Annotated in this window: 18 protein-coding genes; 8 read left to right on the top strand and 10 right to left on the bottom strand. The window is 75.3% G+C overall.

All coding sequences use genetic code 11. The features are described 5' to 3' along the window. Positions 1-5: 5 nt before the first annotated feature. Both KK617_RS05465 and KK617_RS05470 read right to left on the bottom strand, forming a co-directional pair. A complete protein-coding gene (locus tag KK617_RS05465) occupies positions 6-671 on the bottom strand; it encodes an SIMPL domain-containing protein (RefSeq protein WP_277498597.1) in 666 nt (221 codons plus the stop codon). Positions 672-681: 10 nt separating this feature from the next. Continuing rightward, positions 682-1,611, bottom strand: coding sequence for an NAD-dependent epimerase/dehydratase family protein (locus tag KK617_RS05470; RefSeq protein WP_277498598.1), 930 nt, complete (start codon positions 1,609-1,611; stop codon positions 682-684). Between the two features lie 138 nt (positions 1,612-1,749). Between KK617_RS05470 and KK617_RS05475 the strand changes: the two genes are divergently transcribed. Continuing rightward, positions 1,750-2,487 (top strand): TetR/AcrR family transcriptional regulator, encoded by a 738-nt coding sequence (locus KK617_RS05475; protein WP_277498599.1) that lies wholly within the window; start codon positions 1,750-1,752, stop codon positions 2,485-2,487. 3 nt (positions 2,488-2,490) lie between these two features. Here the strand turns inward: KK617_RS05475 and KK617_RS05480 are convergent, their stop codons facing one another. Then, a complete protein-coding gene (locus KK617_RS05480) occupies positions 2,491-3,465 on the bottom strand; it encodes a helix-turn-helix domain-containing protein (protein WP_277498600.1) in 975 nt (324 codons plus the stop codon). 94 nt (positions 3,466-3,559) lie between these two features. On the opposite strand from KK617_RS05480, the gene KK617_RS05485 reads away from it, so the two are divergent. Beyond that, the gene (locus tag KK617_RS05485; RefSeq protein WP_277498601.1) at positions 3,560-3,703 is read left to right on the top strand and encodes a hypothetical protein; all 144 of its coding nucleotides are present in this window, start codon (positions 3,560-3,562) and stop codon (positions 3,701-3,703) included. A gap of 116 nt (positions 3,704-3,819) precedes the next feature. Here the strand turns inward: KK617_RS05485 and rpsA are convergent, their stop codons facing one another. Beyond that, positions 3,820-5,298, bottom strand: coding sequence for a 30S ribosomal protein S1 (gene rpsA / locus KK617_RS05490; RefSeq protein WP_277498602.1), 1,479 nt, complete (start codon positions 5,296-5,298; stop codon positions 3,820-3,822). 232 nt (positions 5,299-5,530) lie between these two features. On the opposite strand from rpsA, the gene KK617_RS05495 reads away from it, so the two are divergent. After that, positions 5,531-6,376 carry a class I SAM-dependent methyltransferase gene (locus tag KK617_RS05495; protein ID WP_277498603.1) on the top strand — a complete coding sequence of 282 codons (846 nt, stop codon included), beginning with the start codon at positions 5,531-5,533 and terminating at the stop codon, positions 6,374-6,376. An 82-nt stretch (positions 6,377-6,458) separates the two neighbouring features. Here KK617_RS05495 and KK617_RS05500 read toward each other — a convergent pair whose 3' ends face one another. After that, the gene (locus KK617_RS05500) at positions 6,459-7,421 is read right to left on the bottom strand and encodes a DUF3068 domain-containing protein (protein ID WP_277498604.1); all 963 of its coding nucleotides are present in this window, start codon (positions 7,419-7,421) and stop codon (positions 6,459-6,461) included. Positions 7,422-7,538: 117 nt separating this feature from the next. Here KK617_RS05500 and KK617_RS05505 point away from each other — a divergent pair, with 117 nt between their 5' ends. Together KK617_RS05505 and KK617_RS05510 are read left to right on the top strand one after the other, a co-directional pair. Further along, entirely contained in the window at positions 7,539-9,386 is a 1,848-nt protein-coding gene (locus tag KK617_RS05505) for a hypothetical protein (protein WP_277498605.1), read from the top strand. A gap of 14 nt (positions 9,387-9,400) precedes the next feature. Continuing rightward, a complete protein-coding gene (locus KK617_RS05510) occupies positions 9,401-10,615 on the top strand; it encodes an acyltransferase (protein WP_277498606.1) in 1,215 nt (404 codons plus the stop codon). Here KK617_RS05510 and KK617_RS05515 read toward each other — a convergent pair. Both KK617_RS05515 and KK617_RS05520 read right to left on the bottom strand, forming a co-directional pair. Next, complete coding sequence (locus KK617_RS05515) at positions 10,596-14,813, bottom strand: alpha-(1->3)-arabinofuranosyltransferase (RefSeq protein WP_277498607.1); 4,218 nt, start codon at positions 14,811-14,813, stop codon at positions 10,596-10,598. The genes KK617_RS05510 and KK617_RS05515 overlap by 20 nt on opposite strands. Then, the gene (locus tag KK617_RS05520; RefSeq protein ID WP_277498608.1) at positions 14,810-15,559 is read right to left on the bottom strand and encodes a class I SAM-dependent methyltransferase; all 750 of its coding nucleotides are present in this window, start codon (positions 15,557-15,559) and stop codon (positions 14,810-14,812) included. The genes KK617_RS05515 and KK617_RS05520 overlap by 4 nt, the downstream gene beginning before the upstream one ends. Before the next feature lie 97 nt (positions 15,560-15,656). Between KK617_RS05520 and KK617_RS05525 the strand changes: the two genes are divergently transcribed. After that, positions 15,657-16,775, top strand: coding sequence for a glycosyltransferase family 4 protein (locus KK617_RS05525; RefSeq protein ID WP_277498609.1), 1,119 nt, complete (start codon positions 15,657-15,659; stop codon positions 16,773-16,775). Here the strand turns inward: KK617_RS05525 and KK617_RS05530 are convergent. Both KK617_RS05530 and KK617_RS05535 read right to left on the bottom strand, forming a co-directional pair. Further along, positions 16,753-16,917, bottom strand: a complete 165-nt coding sequence (locus KK617_RS05530) for a hypothetical protein (protein WP_277498611.1) — start codon at positions 16,915-16,917, stop codon at positions 16,753-16,755. The genes KK617_RS05525 and KK617_RS05530 overlap by 23 nt on opposite strands. 72 nt (positions 16,918-16,989) lie before the next feature. Next, entirely contained in the window at positions 16,990-18,807 is a 1,818-nt protein-coding gene (locus KK617_RS05535; RefSeq protein ID WP_277498612.1) for a hypothetical protein, read from the bottom strand. 38 nt (positions 18,808-18,845) lie between these two features. On the opposite strand from KK617_RS05535, the gene KK617_RS05540 reads away from it, so the two are divergent. Next, positions 18,846-20,168 (top strand): polysaccharide biosynthesis protein, encoded by a 1,323-nt coding sequence (locus KK617_RS05540; protein ID WP_277498613.1) that lies wholly within the window; start codon positions 18,846-18,848, stop codon positions 20,166-20,168. On the opposite strand, the gene polA is transcribed toward KK617_RS05540, so the two are convergent. Further along, complete coding sequence (gene polA / locus KK617_RS05545) at positions 20,106-22,808, bottom strand: DNA polymerase I (protein WP_277498653.1); 2,703 nt, start codon at positions 22,806-22,808, stop codon at positions 20,106-20,108. The genes KK617_RS05540 and polA overlap by 63 nt on opposite strands. A 95-nt stretch (positions 22,809-22,903) precedes the next feature. On the opposite strand from polA, the gene KK617_RS05550 reads away from it, so the two are divergent. After that, positions 22,904-23,350, top strand: a complete 447-nt coding sequence (locus tag KK617_RS05550) for a hotdog fold thioesterase (protein WP_277498614.1) — start codon at positions 22,904-22,906, stop codon at positions 23,348-23,350. Positions 23,351-23,376 lie beyond the last annotated feature (26 nt).

A 23,376-nucleotide genomic window follows, 5' to 3' on the forward strand; every position in this document is an offset into this window, starting at 1 on the left:
CTCCCTCATGCGTCCTCCTCGGTGGCGGTGAACCGCGCGTGCACGCGGACGGTGAGCTCGACGGGGGCCGGGGAGACGGGCGCCTGCGCGAAGCCCGGGCCCGCGCCGGGGACGCTGCTCATGGCCCGCCACGCACCGCGCTCACCCGCCTGGTCCAGCAGTCCCGCGTCGGCGAGCGCGGCGAACCGGGGCGTGCCGAGGCCGGCCGCGGCGGCGTACCCCTCGGCGCGGTCGCGGGCGTCGGCGACCGCGGCGCGCCGCAACCGGGCCAGGACCTCCGCCCGGTGCTCCGGCACCAGGGTCCACGCGACGTGGGCGACCTCGAACCCGTCGACGTCGGAGGCCCGCGCGACCCACCGGGCGAGAGCGGCCGCGTCGTCCAGCTCGACGCGGATCGCGACGAGGGCGTAGCGCACCGGCGCGTCGCCCGCACCGCGACCCTCGCGCTCCCAGCGGTCCTCCCGGCCGGACACGACGGCGTCGACCGAGCGCGACCGGACGGGCCCGTCCGCCGGCAGGAGAGCCACGACCTGCTCCGCCGCTCGCGCGACCTCGGCGTGCACCTGCGCGCCGTCGGGGCCGGTACGGCGGACCCGGGCGTGCACCGTGGCCCGGTCGGGCGGGACCGCGGCGTGCGCCACGCCCTCGACGGTGATCTCGACCTGCGTCACGCCGCCGACCCTACTGGCCGGCCAGGGCCGCCTCCGCGCTCGCGCGGCACACCTCGTCCCAGGGCGTGGGCGCCAGCCCCAGCTCGGTCTCGGCGGCGGTCGAGTCCAGCACGTAGGGACGCTCGAACTGGTGGACCGTCTCGCGCAGCTCGCGGAGCAGCGGCACGACGGTGCCACCGACGGTGAGGAGCGCGCGCGGCCACGGCCGCACGCGCACGGGCGGGCGGCCCACTGCCCGGCACAGGTCGGCGATGGTCTCGGCCTGCGTGCGCGCCGGGTTGGTCGGCACGTGCCAGACGCGACCCTGGGCCTCGGGCTGGTCGACGACGGCCACCAGCGTGCGCGCGACGTCGCGCACGTCCGTCATGGAGTGGGGCACGTCCGTGCGGCCGAAGACGCGCACCGGCCGGCCCGCCAGCGCCCGGGGCGCCACCTGGGCGACGTGCGCCGTGCCGACGCCGGGCCCGACGTAGTCGGACCCCCGCACCTCGAACCCGCGCAGCCGGCCGGTCTCGTGCGCCTCGCGGACGTCGGCCCACATCCGGGCCCGCAGCGCGCCCTTGGCGCCCGTCGCCGCGTCGGGCATCCCCTCGACCATCGGGGCGTCGACCTCCCCGTACGGGTAGAGGTTGCCGGTCACCGCCAGCACCGCGCCCGTCTCCTCGGCCGCCCGCAGGAACGCCGCGGCCGCAGGGGGCCACCACGTCGACCACACGTCGTACGACGGGGGGTTGATGCAGTTGTAGAGGGCGACGGCGCCGTCGGTCTCGCGCACGAGCGCCTCCCCGTCCGCGACGTCGAGCGCGACGCGACACGCCCCCGGCACCTCGGGTCCGGTCCCCGACCGGCTGACGAGCCGGACCTCCTCGCCCCGCGCCGCCAGCTGCGCCGCGACCGCGCGCCCGACCGCCCCGGCGCCCACCACCACGTGTCCCGCCACCGTCCCACCTCCGTGATCACCGATCCAGGTCGAGAGCAGTGCTCTGCCCTCACTGGAACGGTCCCACGGTCGGCGACCTCGCGCAAGAGCAGTGCTCTCGTCGTGGTCGGGCGCTCCGAGGACCGCTACGCTGCCGGGGTGCCCCCGCTCCCCACCGACCAGTCCGAGCAGAGCGACCGGCCCGCGCCCTCGGCCGGCCGCACCGCCCGCGCCCTCGCCCGGGCCGAGCTGACCCGCGCCATCCTCGACAGCGCGCGTCACCAGCTCGCCGAGGTGGGGCCGGCCGGCCTGTCGCTGCGGGCGGTGGCGCGCGACCTCGACATGGCCTCCTCGGCCGTCTACCGCTACTTCGCGAACCGGGACACGCTGCTGACCGCGCTCCTCGTGCGGACGTACGACGACCTGGGCGCCGCCGCCGAGGAGGCCGACGCCGGCCCGGGGGTCGACCCCGGCACGCGCCTCGTCGCCGTCGGGCGCGCCTTCCGCGCCTGGGCGCGGGCGCACCCGCACGAGTACGCGCTGCTCTACGGCAGCCCCGTCCCGGGGTACGTCGCACCCGCCGACACCGTGGCGCCCGCCACCCGGATCACCCGGGTGCTGCTCGACATCGCGGCCTCCGTGCCGGGAGCGGCCGACCGCCCCGCCGATCCCGCGGCGCACCTCGACGCGGTCACCGCGGCGGCCATCGCCCCCGTGGCGACCCTGACGGACCGGCCGCTGGCACCGGAGAGCGTCGCCCGGTCGCTGCACGCCTGGGCGACGCTCGTCGGCGCCGTCTCGCTGGAGCTGTTCGGGCACCTGCACCGCGCGGTGCTCGACCACGACGCCCACTTCGAGCACGTGCTGCGGCAGGTCGTGACCGACCTCGGCGCCTGAGCCTCAGGCGGTCGCGGCCCGCTCGCCCTCGTCGCACGCGAACGTGCGGCGGTAGCGCTGCGGGCTGACCCCGCGCACGCGGGTGAAGTGGTGGCGCAGGGTGGCCGCGTTGACGAAGCCCACGTCGGCGGCGATCCGCTCGACCGGCAGGTTCGTGCGCTCCAGCAGCTCCTCGGCCAGCCGCACCCGCTGCGCGGTCACCCACGCGTGCGGCGTCGTGCCCGTCTCGTCGCGGAAGCGGCGCGCGAAGGTCCGCGGCGACATGTGGGCCCGCCGGGCGAGCTCCTCGACCCCGAGGTCGGCGTCCAGGTTCTCGGCCACCCAGGCGAGGAGCGGCCCCAGGGTCTCCGCGGTGCACTCCGGCACCGCGCGGGCGATGAACTGCGCCTGCCCGCCCTCGCGCTGCGGCGGGACGACCATGCGGCGCGCGACGACGCCGGCCACGGCCGACCCGAGCTCCTGGCGCCACACGTGCAGGCAGGCGTCGAGACCGGCCGCCGTACCGGCGCTCGTGACCACCTGGCCCGCGTCGACGTACAGGACCTCCGGGACGACCCTGGCCCGGGGGAACCGGGACGCCAGCTCGTCGGTGTACATCCAGTGCGTCGTGCACTCGCGGCCGTCGAGCAGACCCGCTGCCCCGAGGACGAACGCACCGGAGCAGACGGACAGCAGGCGGGCGCCGCGGTCGTGGGCGGCGCGCAGCGCCTCCAGCACGGCCTCCCCCGGCGGCTCGTCGCGCGGGAGCGCGGGGACGGCGACGAGGTCGGCGGTGGCGAGCCGCTCCAGCCCGTGGTCGACCGTCACGGACAGTCCGGGCACGGTGGTCGCCAGGGGGCCGGTGCGGGGACCGCACACGGCGAAGTCGATCGGCGGCAGCCCGTCGTCGGTGCGGTCGACCCCGAAGGCCTCGCACAGCAGGCCCAGCTCGAAGGGGGCGAGCCCGTCGTAGGCCAGCACGGCCACGTTCGTCAACACTCCGGCATCGTGCCACACGGCGTGGCAGGAAATCACGCTAACCCGGCATGACTGCCACTCGTGGCGCGATAGTGTCGGTAGCACGATTCCTGCCATGACCATCGCACTCATCGCCCTCGCCCTGCTGATCCTGCTCGCCGTCGCCCTGGGACGCACCGTCGCGCACGACCGCGGCTGCGCCCCCCGCTCGCACCCTGCGGACGTCTTCGACCCCACGGGGCCCGGGAGGTGGCGCTGACGCACCCGCGCACCGCGCCGAGCGCGCCCCGAGACGGACGAAGGGCGTCCACCCCCGTGGGGGTGGACGCCCTTCGCGTCGTTCGGTGCGCCGGTGGCGCGGGCCCTACCTCGGGCTCACGCGCCGCCGGTCAGCTTCTCGCGGAGCGCCTGGAGCGCCTCGTCGGAGGCGAGCGAACCGCCGCCGGTGCCCTCGGTCGCGCCCTCGACGACGTCGCCGCCGCTGGAGTACGACGTCGCCTCGCCGGCCTCGGCGTCGGCCTGCTTGGCCTCGGCCTGCTGCTTGACGTGGGCCTCCCAGCGAGCGTGCGCCTTGGCGTACTGCTCCTCCCAGGTCGCGCGCTGCTCGTCGAAGCCCTCGAGCCACTCACCCGTCTCGGAGTCGAAGCCCTCCGGGTAGATGTAGTTGCCCTGCTCGTCGTACGACGCGGTCATGCCGTAGAGCGTCGGGTCGAAGTCGTCGGCGTCGGCCGCGGCAGCCGTCTCGTTCGCCTGCTTCAGCGAGAGCGAGATGCGGCGACGCTCGAGGTCGATGTCGATGATCTTGACCATGACGTCGTCGTTGACCTGGACGACCTGCTCCGGGATCTCCACGTGGCGCTCGGCCAGCTCGGAGATGTGCACCAGGCCCTCGATGCCCTCCTCGACCCGCACGAACGAGCCGAAGGGCACCAGCTTGGTGACCTTGCCCGGCACGATCTGGCCGATCTGGTGGGTGCGGGCGAAGTGCTGCCAGGGGTCCTCCTGCGTCGCCTTGAGCGACAGCGAGACCCGCTCGCGGTCCATGTCGACGTCGAGCACCTCGACCGTGACCTCGTCGCCGACGGTGACGACCTCGGAGGGGTGGTCGATGTGCTTCCACGACAGCTCGGAGACGTGGACGAGACCGTCGACGCCGCCGAGGTCCACGAACGCACCGAAGTTGACGATCGAGGAGACGACGCCCTTGCGGATCTGGCCCTTCTGCAGCTGCGTCAGGAAGCCCTGGCGGACCTCCGACTGCGTCTGCTCGAGCCAGGCGCGGCGCGACAGGACCACGTTGTTGCGGTTCTTGTCGAGCTCGATGATCTTCGCCTCGAGCGTCTGGCCGACGTACGGCTGCAGGTCGCGGACGCGACGCATCTCCACCAGCGAGGCGGGGAGGAAGCCGCGGAGGCCGATGTCGAGGATGAGGCCGCCCTTGACGACCTCGATGACGGTGCCCTCGACGACGCCGTCCTCCTTGACCTTCTCGATCGTGCCCCAGGCGCGCTCGTACTGCGCGCGCTTCTTGGACAGGATCAGGCGACCCTCCTTGTCCTCCTTCTGGAGGACCAGGGCCTCGACCTGGTCGCCGACCTTGACGACCTCGGACGGGTCGATGTCGTGCTTGATCGACAGCTCGCGCGAGGGGATGACGCCCTCGGTCTTGTAGCCGATGTCGAGCAGGACCTCGTCCCGGTCGACCTTCACGATCGTGCCGTCGACGATGTCGCCGTCGTTGAAGTACTTGATGGTCGCGTCGATCGCGGCCAGGAAGTCCTCTTCGGAACCGATGTCGTTGATCGCGACCTGCGGGGCCTCGGAACCGGGAAGAGTGGAGATGCTGCTCGTCATGTGGAAGGGGGAACCTTTGCGGTGGACAGTTGGTCGGTCGGGCACGCACAGCGGTCAGTCGTCACTACCGGTGATGACTGCCCCCGGGGCGGCTACGACCACCGCGGGGACGAGTAGCGAGCACGGGTCCACTCCGTCCGGGACGCAGGCAGACCTCTGGCGCTCGGAAGAGCCTACGCCCGGGCTCCCCGCGGCGTCCAACCGGGTCCGCAGCGCTGCCTAGGGTGGGACGGTGCCCGACCAGGACCCCCACGAGCCCGACCACGACGCGGTCGTGACCCTCGCCCACCGCCGCCCCGTCGACGACGCGACCAGCCGACGCGCCAACCGCGCGGACTGGGACCGCTCCGCCGACGACTACCAGGCCGAGCACGGGGCGTTCCTCGGCGACGACGGCTTCGTCTGGGGTCCGGAGGGCCGCACCGAGGACGAGCTGGCGCTGCTGGGCGACGTGGTCGACCGCGACGTCCTCGAGATCGGCGCCGGGGCGGCGCAGTGCTCCCGGTGGGTCGCCGCCCGCGGCGGCCGCCCCGTCGCCGTGGACCTCTCCTTCCGCCAGCTGCAGCACGCGCGGCGCATCGACGCGGCGTTCGGCTCCGCCGTACCGCTCGTGCAGGCCGGGGCCACCGACCTGCCGTTCGCCGACCGCAGCTTCGACGTGGCCTTCGCCTCCTACGGCGCGCTGCCGTTCGTCGCCGACGCCGGACGCGCGCTCGCCGAGGTGGCGCGGGTGGTACGCCCGGGCGGGCGCTTCGTCTTCTCCCTCACCCACCCCGTGCGGTGGGCGTTCCCCGACGTGCCGGGGCCCGCGGGGCTCGTCGCCTCACAGGACTACTGGGACGAGACGCCGTACGTCGAGGTGGACGAGGCCAGCGGGGAGGTCGGGTACGTCGAGCACCACCGCACGCTCGGCACGTGGGTGCGCCTGCTGCACGCGAGCGGGCTGGCCCTCGTCGACCTCGTCGAGCCGACCTGGCCCGCGACGAACGACGCGACCTGGGCCGGCTGGTCGCCGCTGCGCGGCCGGGTGCTGCCCGGCACCGCGATCTTCGTGACGCTCGTCGCCGGGCGCGGCTGAGGCGCCCGCCGCCGCCGGCCCGGCGCCGGACGCACAGGAGGGCGGCACCGTCGCCGGTGCCGCCCTCCTCCTGCTCAGGTGGTCACTTGACCAGCGAGGCGCCCCCGGTGTGCCCGGTGGTGCCGGTCGTGCCGTCGTGCCCGTCGCGGGTACGGCGACCGCCCCCGCGGGCGGTGACGAGCAGGAACGCGCCGGCCAGCAGCAGGATCAGGCCGAGGATGCCGCCCACGAGCGGGATCCACGTGCCGAGCAGCTTCAGCGTGCCGGCGTTGTCCTCGGCGCTGGCGACGTTCTTCTCCACCGTCTCGTCGGTGTAGGCCAGCTCGATGTCGAGGGCCACGGCCCCGGTCTCCGTCGTGCGGGTCTCGTCCTGCGTCTGCTTGATGATCGCGCCCGTGGTCGGGTCGATCCAGTAGACCTTGGTCTGGCTGTAGGTGCCGTCGACACCGTCGGCGATCTCGGTCTCGCGGTCCTGCACCGAGTACTCGAACTTGTAGGTGCGCAGGCCCTCGACCGACTCGGTGCCGACGTACTCCGCCGTCACGGCCTCGCCGAGGACGTCGTCCCAGACGTCGTAGTCCTTCTGCTCCACGCGGAAGGGCCACTTGTTGACGAGGCCCTCCTTCTGCTCGTAGTCGCCCGGGACGTACTCGCCGTTCTCGACCGCGACGGCGTCGCTGCGGTCGGTCGCGAACACGTCGGGCTCACCGATGGTGACGATGCGCTCGTCCTCGCCCGTCAGGCAGTACTCGTCCTCGTCGAGGTCCTGGTCGACCGCGAGGCAGGTGTAGGCCGCGAAGACGATGACGTCGTCGTCCGAGCGCTCGGAGTCGGCCTTCGTGACGTTGAGGGCCTTGACGGGCTGCGGCTCACCGTCGCCGACCTGCACGACCGCGCCGCTGGCCTCCCCGGACAGCGTGGTGCGGCTGTCGGTGTCGAGCGGCGTCCGCTCGGCGGCCGGCAGGCCCCACAGACGTGCCACCAAGGCGGCGATGACCAAGAAAGCACCCAGTCCCAGCAGTGCCCACGAACCGAACTTCCGCATCTCTTCCCTCCCACAGGAGCCACGATGGCCGCCGAAGGCTAGCAGCAAGTTACGCACCGGTCACCTCCAACTTGTGAAGTAGACCACGGCCTCTCCGAGCGTGGGAGACTCCCCGTCGTGCCCGGCGCGTCGTACCTCCCGTGGGCTAGACCTCGCACCGTCGCGCGGCTTTCCCTCGTGCTCGTCGCCGCCCACCTGGCGGTCCTGACCTGGGTGCTGCGCCGCTCCTGGTGGCACGGTCCGGACTACCGGCTCCTGGCCGACGCGCGCGCCGGGGTCGGTGTGCTCGACCCGGTCGACGGGCGTCTGTCGCCCCTCCTGCGTGGCGCGGCCGAGCTGGTCGCACGGGAGGACCCCGTGCGGTGGCCGCTGGCCGCCGGTCTCCTCGTCGGCGCCCAGCTGCTCGCCTCGCTCGCCGTGCTCGGGATGCTGCTCGCGGTCTGCGGTCGCCGCCCCCGGGTGGTCGTGCTCCTCGCCCTCTACCTCGCGTCCCCCCTCACCTGGGGCACGGGACCGTGGTGGGCCGCGGCGCTCACGACGTCCGTCCTCGTCGCCCTCGTGGCTGCGGCCCTGGCCGCGCGTTGGCGCGCGCTGCGCTCGGGCCGGCGCCGTTGGGACCTCGTCGCGGCGGCGTGCGCGGTGGTGGCCGTCCTCTGCTCCCCCGCCGCGCTCGCCCTCCCCGTGCTGCTGGGCGGCCTGGCCCTGGTCGCCCCGCGACCCCCCGGCGGAACGGACGGGACCGGCGGCGGGACCGACGGCGGGTGGCGTCGTACGGGCCTGGCGGCCGCGGCCGGGCTGCTCGTCGCCGTCGCGACCGCGGTGGCCCACGTCCTCCTCGTCCCCGGCAGCGCCCTGGGCGCGCCGACCGGGGCCGCGGGGCGGGTGGCGCTGACGGCCGTGGCGCACGCCTGGCTGCCCGGGCTCCTGGGCGGTCCGTGGACCTGGAGCGGCGCCGCCGCCACCCGCGTGCCCGACCCGCCGGTGGCGGTGGTCGTCGTCGCGGCGTCGCTCGTCGCCGCGGTCGTCGCTGGGCTGCTGCGCCGGCCCGGGCGCCGCGCCGCCGTCATCCTGCTGATCGGCTGGGTGGTCGCCGTGGCGGTGGTCGGCACCTTCCTGGGCGCCCCCACGGCGACCGCGCGGATCGAGGTGCCCGCCCAGCTCGTCGCCGTCCTCGTGCCCCCGACGCTCCTGACGGTCGGGGCGCTCCTCGGCGCCCGGCCGGCTCGGCACCCGGTCACCGCCCCGCACCTCCGGCCGGACCCCCGGCCGGACCCCCGGCCGGACCCCCGTGGCCGCCACCTGCTCAGCCACCTCGAGGAGCTGCGCCCCCTCGCGCCGTACGTCGTGCCCGCCGTCGCCACCCTCCTCGTCGTCGCGGCCCTCCTGTCCTCCGTGGCGTCGGTGCACGCCCGGCTCGCCGACGACGAGGCCGTGGACTGGGCGCGCACCGCCCGCCAGGTGGCCGAGGAGCGTCCCGTCGTCGACCTCGCCGACGCCCCTGTCCCCCCGTTCGTCGACGTCCCCGCCGGCGACGGGCCGTTGCGGACGGCCACCGTGCTCGACCTGGTCACCGACAACGTCCGCGAGGCGGCGACCACGTCGAACCTCGTGGTCGTCACCGAGGACGGGGTGCTCCGGCCCGCCCGAGTCGTCGGCGTCGCGGCGTACCCCGTGCTGACGGGCACCTGCGGGTCCCTGGTCGCCGACGCACCGGTGCGGGTGCGGCTCCCGGAGGCCACGGGCCCGGGCACGCACTGGGTGGCGATCGGCTACCTGTCCGGCGCGAACCGCACCCTCGTCGTCCGCGCCGGCGACACCGAGGCCCAGGTGTCCATGCGGTCCGGCGCCAAGACCGTCTACGTTCGGGTCGAGGGCGACGTCCGTACGGTCGTGCTCGACCCCGTCACCCGCGAGGGCGGGCCCGCCACCTGCGTGGTCGGCCTGGACGTCGGGGACGCGGAGTGAGCAGGAGGACCCCCATGACGACGAGCAGCACCGACCCCGTCACGACGACGGCGGCCGCGGCACCCGACCCGACGACGACCACGCCCGGCCGCGACTGGTTCCCGCTGCTCGACACGCTGCGGGCCGTCGGCGCCGTCGCGGTCATGACGACGCACGTCGCGTTCCTGACGGGCTCGTACGGCGGGCAGGGGTACGACGGATGGCTGCTGGCCCGCCTCGACGTGGGCGTCGCCCTGTTCTTCGTGCTCTCCGGGTTCCTGCTCTCGCGCCCCTACCTCGCCACCGCCGTCGCGGGTCGACCCGCGCCGTCCCTCGCGCGCTACGCCCGCCGGCGCGTCTGGCGCGTGCTGCCCCTTGCGGTCGTGACGGTGGTCCTCGCCCTCGCTCTCCTCGAGACGAACCGCGGCGCCTCCTGGTACGACCGGCTGAGCGCCCTCACGCTGACCAGCACCTACCTGCGCTCCTCGTTCCCCGCGGGCCTGACCCACCTGTGGAGCCTGGCCACCGAGATCACGTTCTACGTCGCGCTCCCCGCCCTCATGGTGCTCGTGGTGGGCCGCGGCCGACGGGCGCTGCGGGTCGGGCGGGTGGTGGCGCTCCTCGTCGGCAGCCTCGCGCTCTCCGTCGTGTGGTTCGCCCTGGCCGTCCCGGCGCTCGAGGGCGTGGGGGTGCCCTCGACCTGGCTCCCCGGCTACCTCGCCTGGTTCGCCGTGGGCATCGCCCTGGCCGCCGCGCGCGAGGCGGCCACGGCCGGGGCGGACGGCCGGGTGCTCAATGGGCTGCGGACGCTCGCCCTCCAGCCCGGCGCCTGCTGGACCGTGGCCGGCGGCCTGCTCCTGCTGTCGTCGACCCCGATCGCCGGTCCCGCCACGCTGGCCCCCGTCGACCCGGAGCAGCACGTGGTGAAGGTCGTGCTCTACGCCGTCGCGGCCGGCCTCGTCGTCCTCACCGGCGTCTTCCCGACCACGACCCGCTACGCCGCCGCGATGGGCCACGCGGCGCCGCGCCGGCTCGGCGCCATCTCCTACGCCGTGTTCTGCCTCCACCTGCCCGTCATCCACCTCGTCTTCTTCGCGACGGGCTGGGAGTTCTTCGGTGGGCGGTTCCTCGCCGTCTGGGTGTTGACGGCCGGGCTCACCTGGGTGGCCTCCGAGGCGGCGTACCGGTGGATCGAGGTGCCGGCCCAGCGGATCGGGCACGGGCGGCCCGTCAGGTCGCCCGGGTCCTGACGGGCTCGTCGTCCGCGGGTGCGTCCGGCTCCAACGCCGTGCGCAGGAGGATCCCGGCCAGGGTGACGAGGGCGGCGTGCTGGGGCCACGCCGAGGCCCCGGCCCACCCGGAGGCCGAGCCCCAGGGCTGCAGCGCGTAGCCGACGGCGTCCGCGAACAGCGGGAGGGCCAGGACCCACGGGACCACCTCGTCCGCCTGCTCCCGCAGCACGACGGCAGCGACGGCGAGCGCGACGCCGACGGCCGCGCCGACCAGGACGGCGCCGGTGCCGGCCACGACACCGAGCAGGAGGAGCACCAGGGCGGCCGCCGCCCACCGGTGGTGGCCGCGCGGGCGCAGGGGTGCCGACGACGTCCGGGACGCGCGCCCGGCCCGCCGGCGCCAGGCCGGGAGGGAGCCCAGGACGACGATCCCCACCAGCACCAGCAGTGCGACGCCGCCCACCGCCATGCCGGCGCGGTAGGTCGTGTCGGGGGCGTAGCGGACCACGACGGCACCGGAGCCGTCCTCGGGCAACGCCCAGCCCTGCTGCCAGCCGTCGACGACGACGGGCTCCAGCGCATCGCCGCCCTGCGTGGCCGACCACCCCGGGTTGACGTTCTCCCGGACGACCGCCAGGCGGTCGCCGTCCCGGACGTCGAGGGTGCGCGTCGCGGAGTCCGCGCTGATCCCCCCGGCTGACGGGACGGGGCTGGTGGAGGCGGTGCGGGCGCCGACCCGCGTCAGCACCACGCCGTCGACGGCGAAGGCCGCACCGTCCTCGACGACCACCTCGTTGCGGCCGGCGGTGAGGACCACCCGCGCGTCGTCGCCGCAGGGCAGCGCCTCGGCGGTCCGGGCGCCGGCGGCGTCCGCCCCCGACGTGACGACCTCGGTCGGGACGCGCACGTCGCCGACGACGAGGGTCGGGCCGGTGCCGCAGCCCAGTGCCCGGGGGGTCGTGGGCAGTGCGACGGGCAGGTCGGGGGCACCCTCCAGCCGCAGCTCGCTGATGCCGATGGACGGGCCGTCGTCCCCCGCCCCCGGGGCGCTGACGTCGCTCTCGGCCCGGACGACGGCGACGGTCAGCCGCTCGGCCGAGACAGGCGGGAACGTGGCCCGTCCGTCACGGAGCTCGACCGTGGTGCGTCCGCCGGGCCACGTGAGCGCCAGCTCCGTCGGCGCCCGGGCCGCGACACCGTCGTCGAGGCGCACCTCGACCTCCGTGACGACGCGCGGGCCGAGGAAGGTCAGGTCGAGCTCCGGGCGGAGGTCCTCGGGGTCGGCCAGCCAGGTGGTGCCGCGGAGGCCGTCGACGGCGGCGAGCGCCGACGCCCGGGGGTCCGGGACCGCCAGCGAGGACGCGGAGACCTGGACCGTGCCGTCGTCGCGCGTCAGCGCACCCAGGACGTCGCCGGCCCGGGGGCGGACGGTGAGACGCGGCACGTACTCGTCGGTCGTGGGGACGGTGACGACCCGGCGCACGGCACCGGGCTCCTCGTCGGCCACGACGGCCTCGGCAGCACACCGCACGGCGCTGCCGACCTCGGCGCAGCCGTCGCGGGCGTCCCGGTCGGCGCGCAGCGCCACCTGGTCGGGGGCACCCCAGGCGCCGGGGAGCTCGGGCAGCTCGTACCACCGCTCGACGACCGTGCCGGGCACCACGACCTCCGCCAGCGAGATGTCCTGCTCCCCCGCCGGCGAGGCGTCCTCGACGCGCAGCCAGCCGACGGGACCGTCGGCGTCGACCCGCACGTCGACGCTGTCGCCCGGGGGCAGGGGGATCTCCTCCGACGCCCCGCCCGGCCACCGCAGGCGCACGACCTGCTCGGGCGCGGCGTCGGCCCCGCCGGTCAGGCGCACCTCGGCGACCCGGGACGTCGACAGCGGCTCCTCGAGGTCGACCTGCCACCACGCACGGCCCGCGGTGCCCGCGTCCGCCGTCCACGACGACCCCGGATCACCGTCGAGCGCCGCGAAGGGCAGCGCGCCGCGCCGCGCCGCCCCGAACCCGCCCGCGTCGGAGACGGACGACGACGCCGACACGCGGGCCGCCCCGGTGAGGGACGCGGTCGTCGACCAGCGGTCGTCGGTGTCGAGGACGTAGTCGCGGGTCGGGCTCGTGGTGGTGCGCGGCTCGTCCCCCGTCAGCACGGGCGACGAGGCGTCGTCGATGCGCGCGAAGTCGCGCTCCCGGGCCCGCAGGCCGTCGGTCAGCACGACGCGGGAGCCGGCGAGCGCGCCGTCCAGCTCCTGCTCGGTCTCCTGCGGCACGTCGGCCGCCAGCACGGTGGGGCGGTCGCCGACGACTCCCAGGTCGAGGAGGTCCGGCAGGTCCTCCGGGCCACCGACGACCACGTCGGGCGCCGCAGCACTGGTGAGGGTGGTGGCGACGTCGGGGACCTCGAACACCTCGATGGCCGGGTGGAACTCCCGCCAGCCCCGGTCGAGGACGAGCCGGTCGCCGTCGTCGGCCTCGAGCACCGTCTCACCGCCGCGGTCGGGTCCGAACGTCGCGACCACCTCGAGACCGGGCGACGACTCGAGGGCCTGGTGCACCAGCGCGGTCGGCGGCTGGTCGCCGTCGGGCACCAGGTCGTTGCGCACGACCACGTGGCGCACGCCGGCCCGCTGCAGGTACGCCGTCAGTCCGGCGCCGCCCTCACCCTGGGCCAGGCGCTGCTCGACGCCGTCGAGCATGCGGATCGTGCCCGGCGGGGTCAGCGGGATGACGTTGCGCACCGCCCACCGCGAGTCGGCCTGGAACTGCAGTGGCTCGTCGCGCGGGCTGCCCCAGTCGTAGTCGGCGAAGCGGGACCCCGGCGCCAGCAGGGCCACCGCACCGCCGTCCGGGCCGGAGCCGTCGTCCTGCTCGGCGAGCCAGGCGGCGGCCTCCCCCCAGTAGTCGGGGACCCCGAACGTCTCCCCCGTCGGTGCGAGCCGGCCCAGCAGGGCCGGCATGGCCGCACCGAGGACCACGACCACCGTGGTCACCAGCACCGCGCTCCGCTCGACGACCCGGCCGGAGCCCGCCGAGCGGGGGGCGCGGCGTACCGCGTGGTCGAGGAGGAACGCCAGGCCGACGACCAGCGGGAGGCGGACGAGCGGGTCGAACTTGTGCACGTTGCGCAGGGGCGCGAGGGCGCCGTCGAGGGCCTGGGCGAGGTCGCCGGCGAACCAGCCCGACACCGCGCCGGCGTGGCCGGCGGTGACCATGAGGAGGCCCAGCGCCAGCCCGCTCGCCAGGAACGTGCGGTGCGGCGTGCGCCGGTCGAGGAGGCCGGCGGCGCCCACGAGCAGCACCACGCCGCTGTTGAGCGCGAGGTAGGACGTGGTCACGAGGTCGTTGCCCGCCCGGGACCGGACGTCGAGGTAGGGCACCCAGTTGGAGGTGCCGCGCAACGCGTCGAAGACGGTCGTCGGGAACGTGGTCGCGCCGCTCGTCTCGATGAAGTCGAGGAACGGCGGGCTGTAGGCGCCCATGAGGAAGAGCGGCACCAGCCACCACAGCGTGCCGAGCAGGGTGAACAGCGGCCACCAGAGCATGAGCGCGCGACGACGCGGTCCCGGCGCCCGGGTGAGCAGCCAGAGCGCGCCGAGCGGGATGACCGCGAAGGTCGCCGCGGCGTTGACGCCGCCGACCATCGCCACCCCGAGGGCGGCCAGCGCCGCGGCCCGGCGGGGGCTGCCGCGCTCGCTGCCGACCACCAGCGCGAGCAGCACCCAGGGCGCGAGCGCGCTCGGCCAGCCCTCGATGGAGATGGGCCCGAGCACGGTGAGCAGGCGCGGGGACAGGGCGTACGCCGTCGCACCGAGGAGCACCGCGAGGTCCGAGCGGACCCCCAGCGCGCGCAGCAGGAGCGCCGTACCGACCAGGGCGGTGCACAGCACGAGCGCCCACCACAGGCGCTGCACGACCCAGCCGTCGAGACCGATCGCGTCGCCCAGCCAGAAGAAGGGGCCCATCGGCCACAGGTAGCCGTAGGCCTGGTTCTGCAGCTGCCCGAACGTGCCCTCCGCGTCCCACAGGTGCAGCGCCCGGGCGAGGAACCCGCCCGGGTCCGCGACGAGGTCGAACTTGGTGTCCGAGACCAGCAGCCCCGGTGACTGCACGAACGCGAGACCCGTGAGCAGCACGCAGGCGGCGACGAGCCGCAGCCGCAGGCGGGAACCGGCGCGCCCTGCGGGGCCCGCCTCCCCCGGTACGGCGGTGCTCACCGCTTGCGCAGCACGATCACGAGGTTCCACGTGACCACCTCCCGCAGCACGGGCACGCGGACGATCCAGCGGGCCCACCACGGGTGGTAGCGCGGCAGGATCGCGAGGACCTCGCCGGCCTCCTGGCGCGCCGCCCACCGCAGGCCCTGCGCGACGGTCACGGCGAAGAGCGACTCGCCGTACTTGTTCTTGGGCTCGTGGCCGTGGGTACGGCGGTAGCGCCGCCGCGCCCGGGTGCCGCCGAGGTAGTGCCACGGCGCGGTCTCGTGGCCGCCCCAGGGGCCCCACCACACCGTCCACGACAGGAAGACGACCCCGCCGGGGCGCGTCACGCGCAGCATCTCGTCGGCCATCGTCCACGGCTCCGGCACGTGCTCGAGCACGTTGGAGGAGTAGCAGACGTCGACGACGCCGTCGCCGAACGGCAGGTCCATCCCGCTGCCGATCACCGTGCGGGGGTGGATGTCACCCGCGCCGGCCAGCTCGCCGACGTCGGCGTCGAGGGCGACGTACGTCGCTCCCGCCCCCTCGAAGGCCCGGCGGAAGTAGCCGGGCCCGCCGCCGACGTCGAGCAGCACGGCACCGTCGAGGTCGGCGTGCTCGGCGAGCTGGGCCACCGAGTCCTCCGCCAGCGCGGTGTAGAAGCGGGCCGGGTCGGGCTGCTCGTAGCGGAACTCGCGCAGCAGCCGCACCGAGCGCCGCAGCGTCGCGCGACGGGGACCGGGGCGGTGCGGGGGCCTGGGCACCCGCCGGAGACTACCCGTGACGGCCCGCACGTTACCGACCGGTTGGGATAACCTCGCGCGGCGGCCGGGGAGGGTCGCTGAGAGACGAGGGAGTGCAGTGCGCGGACGGCACGTCGTGTTCACCAGCTGGCGGGACACGCTCAACCCGGAGGGGGGCGGCGCCGAGCGCTACCTGGAGCAGGTGGCGACCGGTCTCGCCGCCCAGGGGGCGCGGGTGACGGTGTTCAGCGCCGCCTACCCCGGCGCCCCGCGGCGCGAGGTCCGCGACGGCGTGCACCACGTGCACGCGGGCACGAAGACCACGGTCTACCTGTGGGGCTTCTGGCTCCTGCTCACGGGCCGGCTCGGTCGTCCCGACGTGGTCGTCGACGTGCAGAACGGGCTGCCGTTCCTCACCCGCCTCGCGGTGCGCTGCCCGGTCGTCGTGCTGGTGCACCACGTGCACCGCGAGCAGTGGCCGGTCGTCTACCCCGGCGTGACGGGGCGCTTCGGGTGGTGGGTCGAGCGCTGGCTCGCGCCGCGGGTCTACCGCCGCTCCCGCTACGTCGCCGTCTCCGAGGCCACCCGCGACGAGCTCGCCCAGCTGGGCGTCGACCGCGAGCGGGTGACGGTGGTGCACAACGGCACCGACACGGCCCCGCCGACCGAGGTGCAGCGCGCGGACGTCCCCACGATCTGCGTCGTGGGCCGGCTCGTGCCGCACAAGCAGGTGGAGCACGCCATCGACGCGGTCGCCCTGCTGCGGGCCGCCCTGCCCGACCTGCGCCTGGTCGTCGTCGGCTCCGGCTGGTGGAGCGACGAGCTGGTCGACCACGCGGAGGCCCGTGGCGTCGCCGACGCGGTCGTGTTCGAGGGCCAGGTCGACGAGCAGCGCAAGCACGAGCTCTACGCGTCGTCGTGGGTCATGGCGGTGCCCTCGCTCAAGGAGGGCTGGGGCCTCGTCATCGTCGAGGCCGGGTCGCACGGGGTGCCGACGGTGGCCTACGCGGCCGCGGGGGGCACGCGGGAGTCCGTGCTGGACGGCGAGTCGGGCCTGCTCGTCGACACCTTCGACGAGTTCACCGAGGCGCTACGCCGGGTGCTGACGGACGAGCAGCTGCGGGGACGGCTGGGCGCCGGCGCGCGCCTGCGCGCCGGCGAGTTCACCTGGGAGCACGCGCAGTCGACGTTCGCGCGCGTGCTCGCCGGTGAGATCAGTTGTCGCCGTACTCGATGATCGAGCTGGTCGGAGCCTGCGAGTCGACCGGAGAGTCCTCCGGCGCCGCCGTCTGCGAGTTGACCACGCCGACGACCGTGACTGCTGCCACCGAACCGCCGACCACGAGCGACACGATCGTGCCGATGATTCCCGTACCCATGTGAGACCTCCCTCGTCCGTCGGGGACTGTACCAGCGAGTAGAGCGCGCGTCCTGATCCTCAGCGAGGTTCGTCACACGTCGCGGGGCCGGACCGCGGGGCGCTCGTCGCGCCGGTCTCGGACGGCCCGTGCCGCGGCGCGCGCCCCGGCCCCGGCGGCGAGCAGCGGCAGCGCACCGAAGGCGGTCCAGGCCACCGCGAGCGCGGCCGTCGCCACCGGCCCCGGTGCGTCGTCGGGCCGCGCGGCCACCGCGCCGTCGAGCCGCGCCAGCACCAGCTCGTCACCGGCGGCGACCACGGTCTCCTCCAGCGTCGGCGCCAGGCGCTCGGGCGCGGCGTCGACGTCGGGCCCGCGGGCGCGCAGGACGTAGGCGACGCCGAGCTCCCGCAGGGCGGTGGTCCGGTGCGCGGCGCCGTCGAGCGCCAGGGCCGCCGCCACCCGGGCCGCCCGGGGGTCCTCCCCCGCGACCGTCCGCCCGCCCACCACGAGCGCGTCGTCGGTGACGACGTCGGCGCCCCCCACCACCCGGGGGACCGGGTCCAGCACGGTGCGCCCGCCGTTCCACGCGGGGGCCCGGAAGGCGGCGAACGGCAGGCTGACGACGAGCCCGTCCTCCAGGTCGCGGGCGGCCGCGTCGGTGCGCCAGGCCTGCGCCGCCGCGGGGTACGCCGCGGGGTAGCGCTGGCCGCGCAGGTCCCCGGTCGCTCCCCCGGCCAGCCCCGGCAGCAGCGCGACGGGCAGGAGCGCCGCAGCGACCGTCAGCGCCACCCGACCCGGTACGGCGGGACGCACCCGCGCGAGCCCCTCGCCCGCGGCGGCCGCGAGACCCACCACCGCCGCCGGCACGACGAGCCCGAGCAGCCGGGCCCCGTCCCGGGCGACACCGCCGCCCGGCACGTGCGTCGCCAGCCACGCGTTCACCCCCGGCGCCGCCCACGACACGAGCGCGACGGCCCACGCCACGCCGGCTGCGCCGACCAGGGCCCAGCGCTCCGCGGCCGGGACACCGGCCCGTCCGGCGAGCACCACGGCCACGCCCCCGAGCACCACGGCGGCCCACAGCACCGAGGCCACGAGGCCCAGGCCCTGCGGGACGACGGCGGTGTTCCAGATGCCGCCCAGGCCGGCCACGGCCAGGGGTGTCGGCACGTCGTCACCGCGGGCGGCGAAGACCTCCGCCGCGACGCGCGCCGCGACCGGGTCGCTGCGCGTCACCCCGCCGGCGAGCCCCCCCGCGACCACCCACGGCGCGTTGGCCGCGACGACCACCGCGACCAGCCCCGCCCACGCCCGTCGACCGGCGCGGCCCGCCACCCCCACGAGGAGGGCGAGGGCGACCGCCGTACCCAGCCCGGCCGACGCGCTCAGCGACCCGACCGCCGCCAGGGCGGCCACGTGGGGCGGCAGGCCACCGCCCTCCGCGCGCAGGCGCCGACCGGCGAGCAGCAGCCAGGGCAGCACGCCGTACCCGAGCAGCACGGGCCAGTGCCCGACCAGCAGGCGCTCGGCGACGAAGGGGTTCCAGGTGGCGACTCCGGCGACCAGCAGCCGGGCGGCCAGGGGGGCGTCGCGCGCCAGCCGGTGCGCACCCGCGCCCGCGGCGACGAGCGCACCCAGCAGCACGACGCGCTGCAGCACGGCCCCGGGCACCAGCTCGTCGAGCAGCGCCACCACCTGGTCCGACGGCACGGCCCGCGGCACGCCCTCCACCCACCCCCACCCCGCGGAGGTCACCGCGAGGTCGGGCATCCAGACCATGTCGTAGGAGAGGACGAACCCCGGGGCGAGCGCGGGCCCCAGCGCCAGCAGCGCGAGCGCGAGCACGACGGTGTCGAGCAGCACGGCGGCGGGAGGTGCCGCACGTCCTCGCCCCGCTCCGCGCAGCGCCACGTGCCCGCACCTCCACCTCGTCCTCTAGGCTCCGCCGGGTGAGCGGATCGAGGGGCACGCTACGGGAGCTGCTGCGCACCGGCGCCGGCGTGGCGATCGCCATGGCGGTGATGAACGTCGGCACGTACGGGTTCACGCTCGTCGCCGCCCGCGTGCTCGGCCCGCGGGAGTACAGCGCCGTCGCCGCCCTCATGGGCATCCTGCTCATCGTCAACGTGCTGTCCGTCGGCCTGCAGGCCACGGGGGCCCGGCAGGTGGCCGCCTCCCCCGACGACCGCGCCACCATCGAGAACCGCGTGCTGCGCACCACCGACCGTTCCGCGTGGGCGCTCGGGGCCGTGTGCCTGCTGCTGAGCCCGGTGGCGACCGTGCTGCTCGACCTCGACTCGTGGCTGCCCGCCGTGCTCGTGGCCCTCACGGCGGTGCCGCTGACCAAGATGGGCGGGCAGGCCGGCATCTTCCAGGGCGAGAAGGAGTGGGCGCCGCTCGCCGGGATCTACCTCGGCATGGGGCTCGGCCGCCTCGTGTTCGGCTGCCTCGGGCTGCTCGTGCAGCCGGACGCCACCGGCGCCATGGCCGGCGTGCTCGTCGGCGCCGTCGTCCCGGTGCTCGTCGGCGGGTGGGCGCTGCGCCGTCGGCGCGGCGCGCGGCCGGGCCCGGCCGACGTGCGCTCGGTGCTGCGCGAGGTCTCGCACAACTCCCACGCCCTGCTGGCCTTCTTCGCCCTCACCAACGCCGACGTCGTGCTCGCCCGCGTCACCCTCGACTCCCACGAGGCCGGCCTGTACGCCGGTGGCCTCATCCTCACCAAGGCCGTGCTGTTCCTGCCGCAGTTCGTCGTCGTCATCGCGTTCCCGTCGATGGCCGCCGAGGGCGCGCGCCGGATGTACCTCAAGGGCATCGGGCTGGTCTTCGTCATGGGCGTGCTCGCCACCGCCGGCGCCTTCGTGCTCGACGGCCTGGCCGTGACGTTCGTCGGCGGCGCCGAGTACGCCGAGATCCGCTCGACCGTCTGGATCTTCGCGGCGCTCGGCACCGTGCTGGCGATGACGCAGGTGATGGTCTACGAGGTCGTCGCCCGCCAGCACCGCCGCGCCGTGTACGTCGTGTGGGCGGGCCTGCTCGTGCTGGGCGGGCTCGCGCCCCTGGCCGAGCACGGCACGGCGCTGCTCGAGATCGTGCTCGCCGTCAACGTCGTCGTGCTGTTGGCCCTGCTCGCCGTCGCGCTGCTGCGCCCCGCGGACGGGGACGCAGCAGCGGACGGGGACGCAGCCGCGCCGGACGCAGCCGCGCCGGGCTCAGTGGGCGGCGGCGTGCCAGCTGACGCCGGTGCCGACCGAGACGTCGAGCGGCACCCGTAGGTCGGCCGCCGCGCCCATCCGGGTGCGGACCAGCTGCTCGAGCGCCTCCGCCTCGCCCGGCGCGACCTCGAGCACGAGCTCGTCGTGGACCTGCAGCAGCAGCTGCGAGGTCAGGCCCTCGGCCTCGATCGCCCGCTGCACCTCGAGCATCGCGACCTTGATGAGGTCCGCCGCCGAGCCCTGGATGGGCGCGTTCAGCGCCATCCGCTCGGCCGCCTCGCGGCGCATCCGGTTGTCGCTCGTCAGGTCGGGCAGCTGGCGGCGCCGACCCATGATGGTCTCGGTGTAGCCGCTCTTGCGGGCCTCGACGACGACGCCCGCCAGGTAGTCGCGGATGCCGCCGAACGTCTCGAAGTACTCGTCCATCAGGCCCTGGGCCTCGCCCGGGGTGATGCGCAGCTGCTGGGAGAGGCCGAACGCCGAGAGCCCGTAGGCGAGCCCGTAGTTCATCGCCTTGATCTTGGCCCGCATCTCGCTGGTCACCGCGTCGGGCTCCACGTCGAACACGCGCGCAGCGGTGGTGGAGTGGAAGTCCTGGCCCGAGCGGAACGCCTCGGTCAGGCCCTCGTCCTCGGAGAGGTGGGCCATGATCCGCATCTCGATCTGGCTGTAGTCGGCCGTCATCAGCGACTCGCCCCCGGGGCCGACGACGAAGGCCTCGCGGATGCGGCGGCCCTCCTCGGTGCGCACCGGGATGTTCTGGAGGTTCGGGTCGGTGCTCGAGAGCCGGCCCGTCGCCGCGATCATCTGGTTGAACGTGGTGTGGATGCGGCCGTCGGGCTGGACCGTCTTGAGCAGGCCCTCGATGGTCTGGCGCAGCCGCGCCACGTCGCGGTGGCGCAGCAGGTGCAGCAGGAACGGGTGCTCGGTCTTGACGTAGAGGGCCTGCAGCGCGTCCGCGTCCGTGGTGTAGCCCGTCTTGGTGCGCTTGGTCTTCGGCATCCCCAGCTCGTCGAACAGGACAACCTGGAGCTGCTTCGGCGAGCCCAGGTTGATCTCCTTGCCGATCACGGCGAACGCGTCGTCGGCCGCGCGGCGCACCTCGTCGGCGAAGTGGGCCTCGAGCTCCTCGAGCCGCCCGGTGTCGACCGCGACCCCGGTGCGCTCGATCCGGCCGAGCAGCTGGATGAGCGGGAGCTCGACCTCGGCGAGCAGCTGCGCGCCCCCGACGGCCTCGACCTCGCCGTCGAGCGCCTCGGCGAGGTCGATGACCGCCCGGGCGTGGAGCATCGCCGTGTCGGCCACCTCGTCGCCGGCGTCGAACAGTGCCTCCTGCGCGTCGTCGCTCTCGCTGCGCAGCTCCCGGCGCAGGTAGCGCAGCGTCAGGTCGCCCAGCACGTAGGAGCGCTGGTCCGGCTGCACGAGGTACGCCGCCAGGGCGGTGTCGCTGACGAGGCCGGCCAGGGTCCACCCGTGGGCGGCGAGGGCGTGCTGCGGCCCCTTCGCGTCGTGCAGCACCTTCGGGCGGTCGGGGTCCGCGAGCCAGGCGGCGAGCGCGGCCTCGTCCTCGGCGGTGAGGCTCGGCACGTCGACGTACGCCGCGAGCCCGGTCGCGTCGGCGAGGGCGATGCCGTCGACGACACCGGTGCCGGAGCCCCAGGTGCCGCGGACGTGGACGCCGACGTGCTGTCCGCCCAGCCCCCCGAGGAACGCGGCGACCTCGCCGGCCGCGAGCTGGCGGCCCGTGAGCTGGAAGCCGCCCTCCTCGACCAGGACCTCCTCCTCGACGCTCAGGGTGTCGATCGTGCGCTGCCGCAGCTCGCCCCGGAACTCGAGCTCGTCGAAGAGGGTCAGCGCGGCCGCCCGGTCCCACGGGGCCAGCAGCAGGTCCTCCGGCGCCAGCTCGAGGTCGAGGTCGCGCACGAGCGCGTTGAGCTGGCGGTTGCGGATGACGTCGCCGAGGTGCTCGCGCAGCGCCTCGCCCTTCTTGCCGGTGATCTTGTCGGCGTTCGCGATGACGTTGTCGAGCCCGTCGTACGCGTTGATCCACTTGGCTGCGAAGCCCTGTCCGACGCCCGGCACGCCGGGCAGGTTGTCGGAGGTCTCCCCGACGATCGCCGCGAGCTCGGGGTAGCGGTGCGGGGGCACGCCGTACTTCTCCTGGACCGCCGCCGGGGTCATCCGCGCGAGGTCGGAGACGCCGCGCATGGGGTAGAGCACCGTGGAGCGGTCGGAGACCAGCTGCAGCGAGTCGCGGTCGCCGGTGAGGATCAGCACGTCCATCTCCGGGTCCTCCGCGAGCGCGCGCGTCACCCAGGTGGCGATGATGTCGTCGGCCTCGTAGCCCTCCTTGGTCGCAAACCGGATGCCCATCGCCCCCAGCACCTGCTGGATGAGGGGCAGCTGGCTGGAGAACTCCCCCGGCGTCTTGTTGCGCTTCGCCTTGTACTCCGCGTACTGCTCCAGGCGGAACGTCTGGCGGGACAGGTCGAACGCGACGCCCACGTGCGTCGGCTGCTCGTCGCGCAGCACGTTGACGAGCATCGAGGTGAAGCCGTAGACGGCGTTCGTGTGCTGCCCCGTGGTCGTCGAGAAGTTCTCCACCGGCAGCGCGAAGAACGCGCGGTAGGCGAGCGAGTGGCCGTCCAGCAGCAGCAGGCGCCTGCGCCCGCCGCCGGCGGTCGTGGCGGACGCGGACACGGGGGCGCTGCTCGGCTCGGGCACGCCCGCGACCCTACCGCCGCGCGCCGACCACCCCACGCGGGCGGGCGCCGGAGCACCGGCATGATGAACCCATGAGCGACGACGCCACGACCCCCGCCACGCCCGCCGAGGACATCCTCGCCGCCATGCCGCACGGCATGGGGAGCCTCAACGAGAAGATGGGCATCGAGCTGGTGGAGGTCGCCGCCGACCGCATCGTCGCCACCATGCCGGTCGAGGGGAACACGCAGCCCTACGGCCTGCTGCACGGCGGCGCGTCGGTCGTGCTCGCCGAGACGCTCGGCTCCATCGGCTCCGCGCTGCACGCCTACCCCGACCGCCTGGCCGTCGGCGTCGACATCAACGCCACGCACCACCGCTCGGCCAGCAGCGGCACCGTCACCGCCGTCGCGACGCCCGCCCACCTGGGGCGCACGTCCACCTGCTTCGAGGTCGTCGTCACCGACGAGCGCGACCGCCGGGTCTGCACGGCGCGCATCACCTGCGCGCTGATCCCGGCCGACCGGCTCGGTCACTGACCCGGGTACGGCGGGAGCCCCCCGGC

Origin of the sequence: Nocardioides sp. ChNu-99, from assembly GCF_029493445.1 — a bacterium.
In the GTDB taxonomy this organism is placed as follows: Bacteria; Actinomycetota; Actinomycetes; order Propionibacteriales; family Nocardioidaceae; genus Nocardioides.

Bases quoted from the DNA above. Each gene is read 5' to 3' on its own strand.
- KK617_RS05500 (WP_277498604.1), bottom strand. From the start codon at position 7,421: ATGCGGAAGTTCGGTTCGTGGGCACTGCTGGGACTGGGTGCTTTCTTG.
- KK617_RS05550 (WP_277498614.1), top strand. From the start codon at position 22,904: ATGAGCGACGACGCCACGACCCCCGCCACGCCCGCCGAGGACATCCTC.
- KK617_RS05485 (WP_277498601.1), top strand. From the start codon at position 3,560: ATGACCATCGCACTCATCGCCCTCGCCCTGCTGATCCTGCTCGCCGTC.
- rpsA (WP_277498602.1), bottom strand. From the start codon at position 5,298: ATGACGAGCAGCATCTCCACTCTTCCCGGTTCCGAGGCCCCGCAGGTC.
- KK617_RS05530 (WP_277498611.1), bottom strand. From the start codon at position 16,917: ATGGGTACGGGAATCATCGGCACGATCGTGTCGCTCGTGGTCGGCGGT.
- KK617_RS05510 (WP_277498606.1), top strand. From the start codon at position 9,401: ATGACGACGAGCAGCACCGACCCCGTCACGACGACGGCGGCCGCGGCA.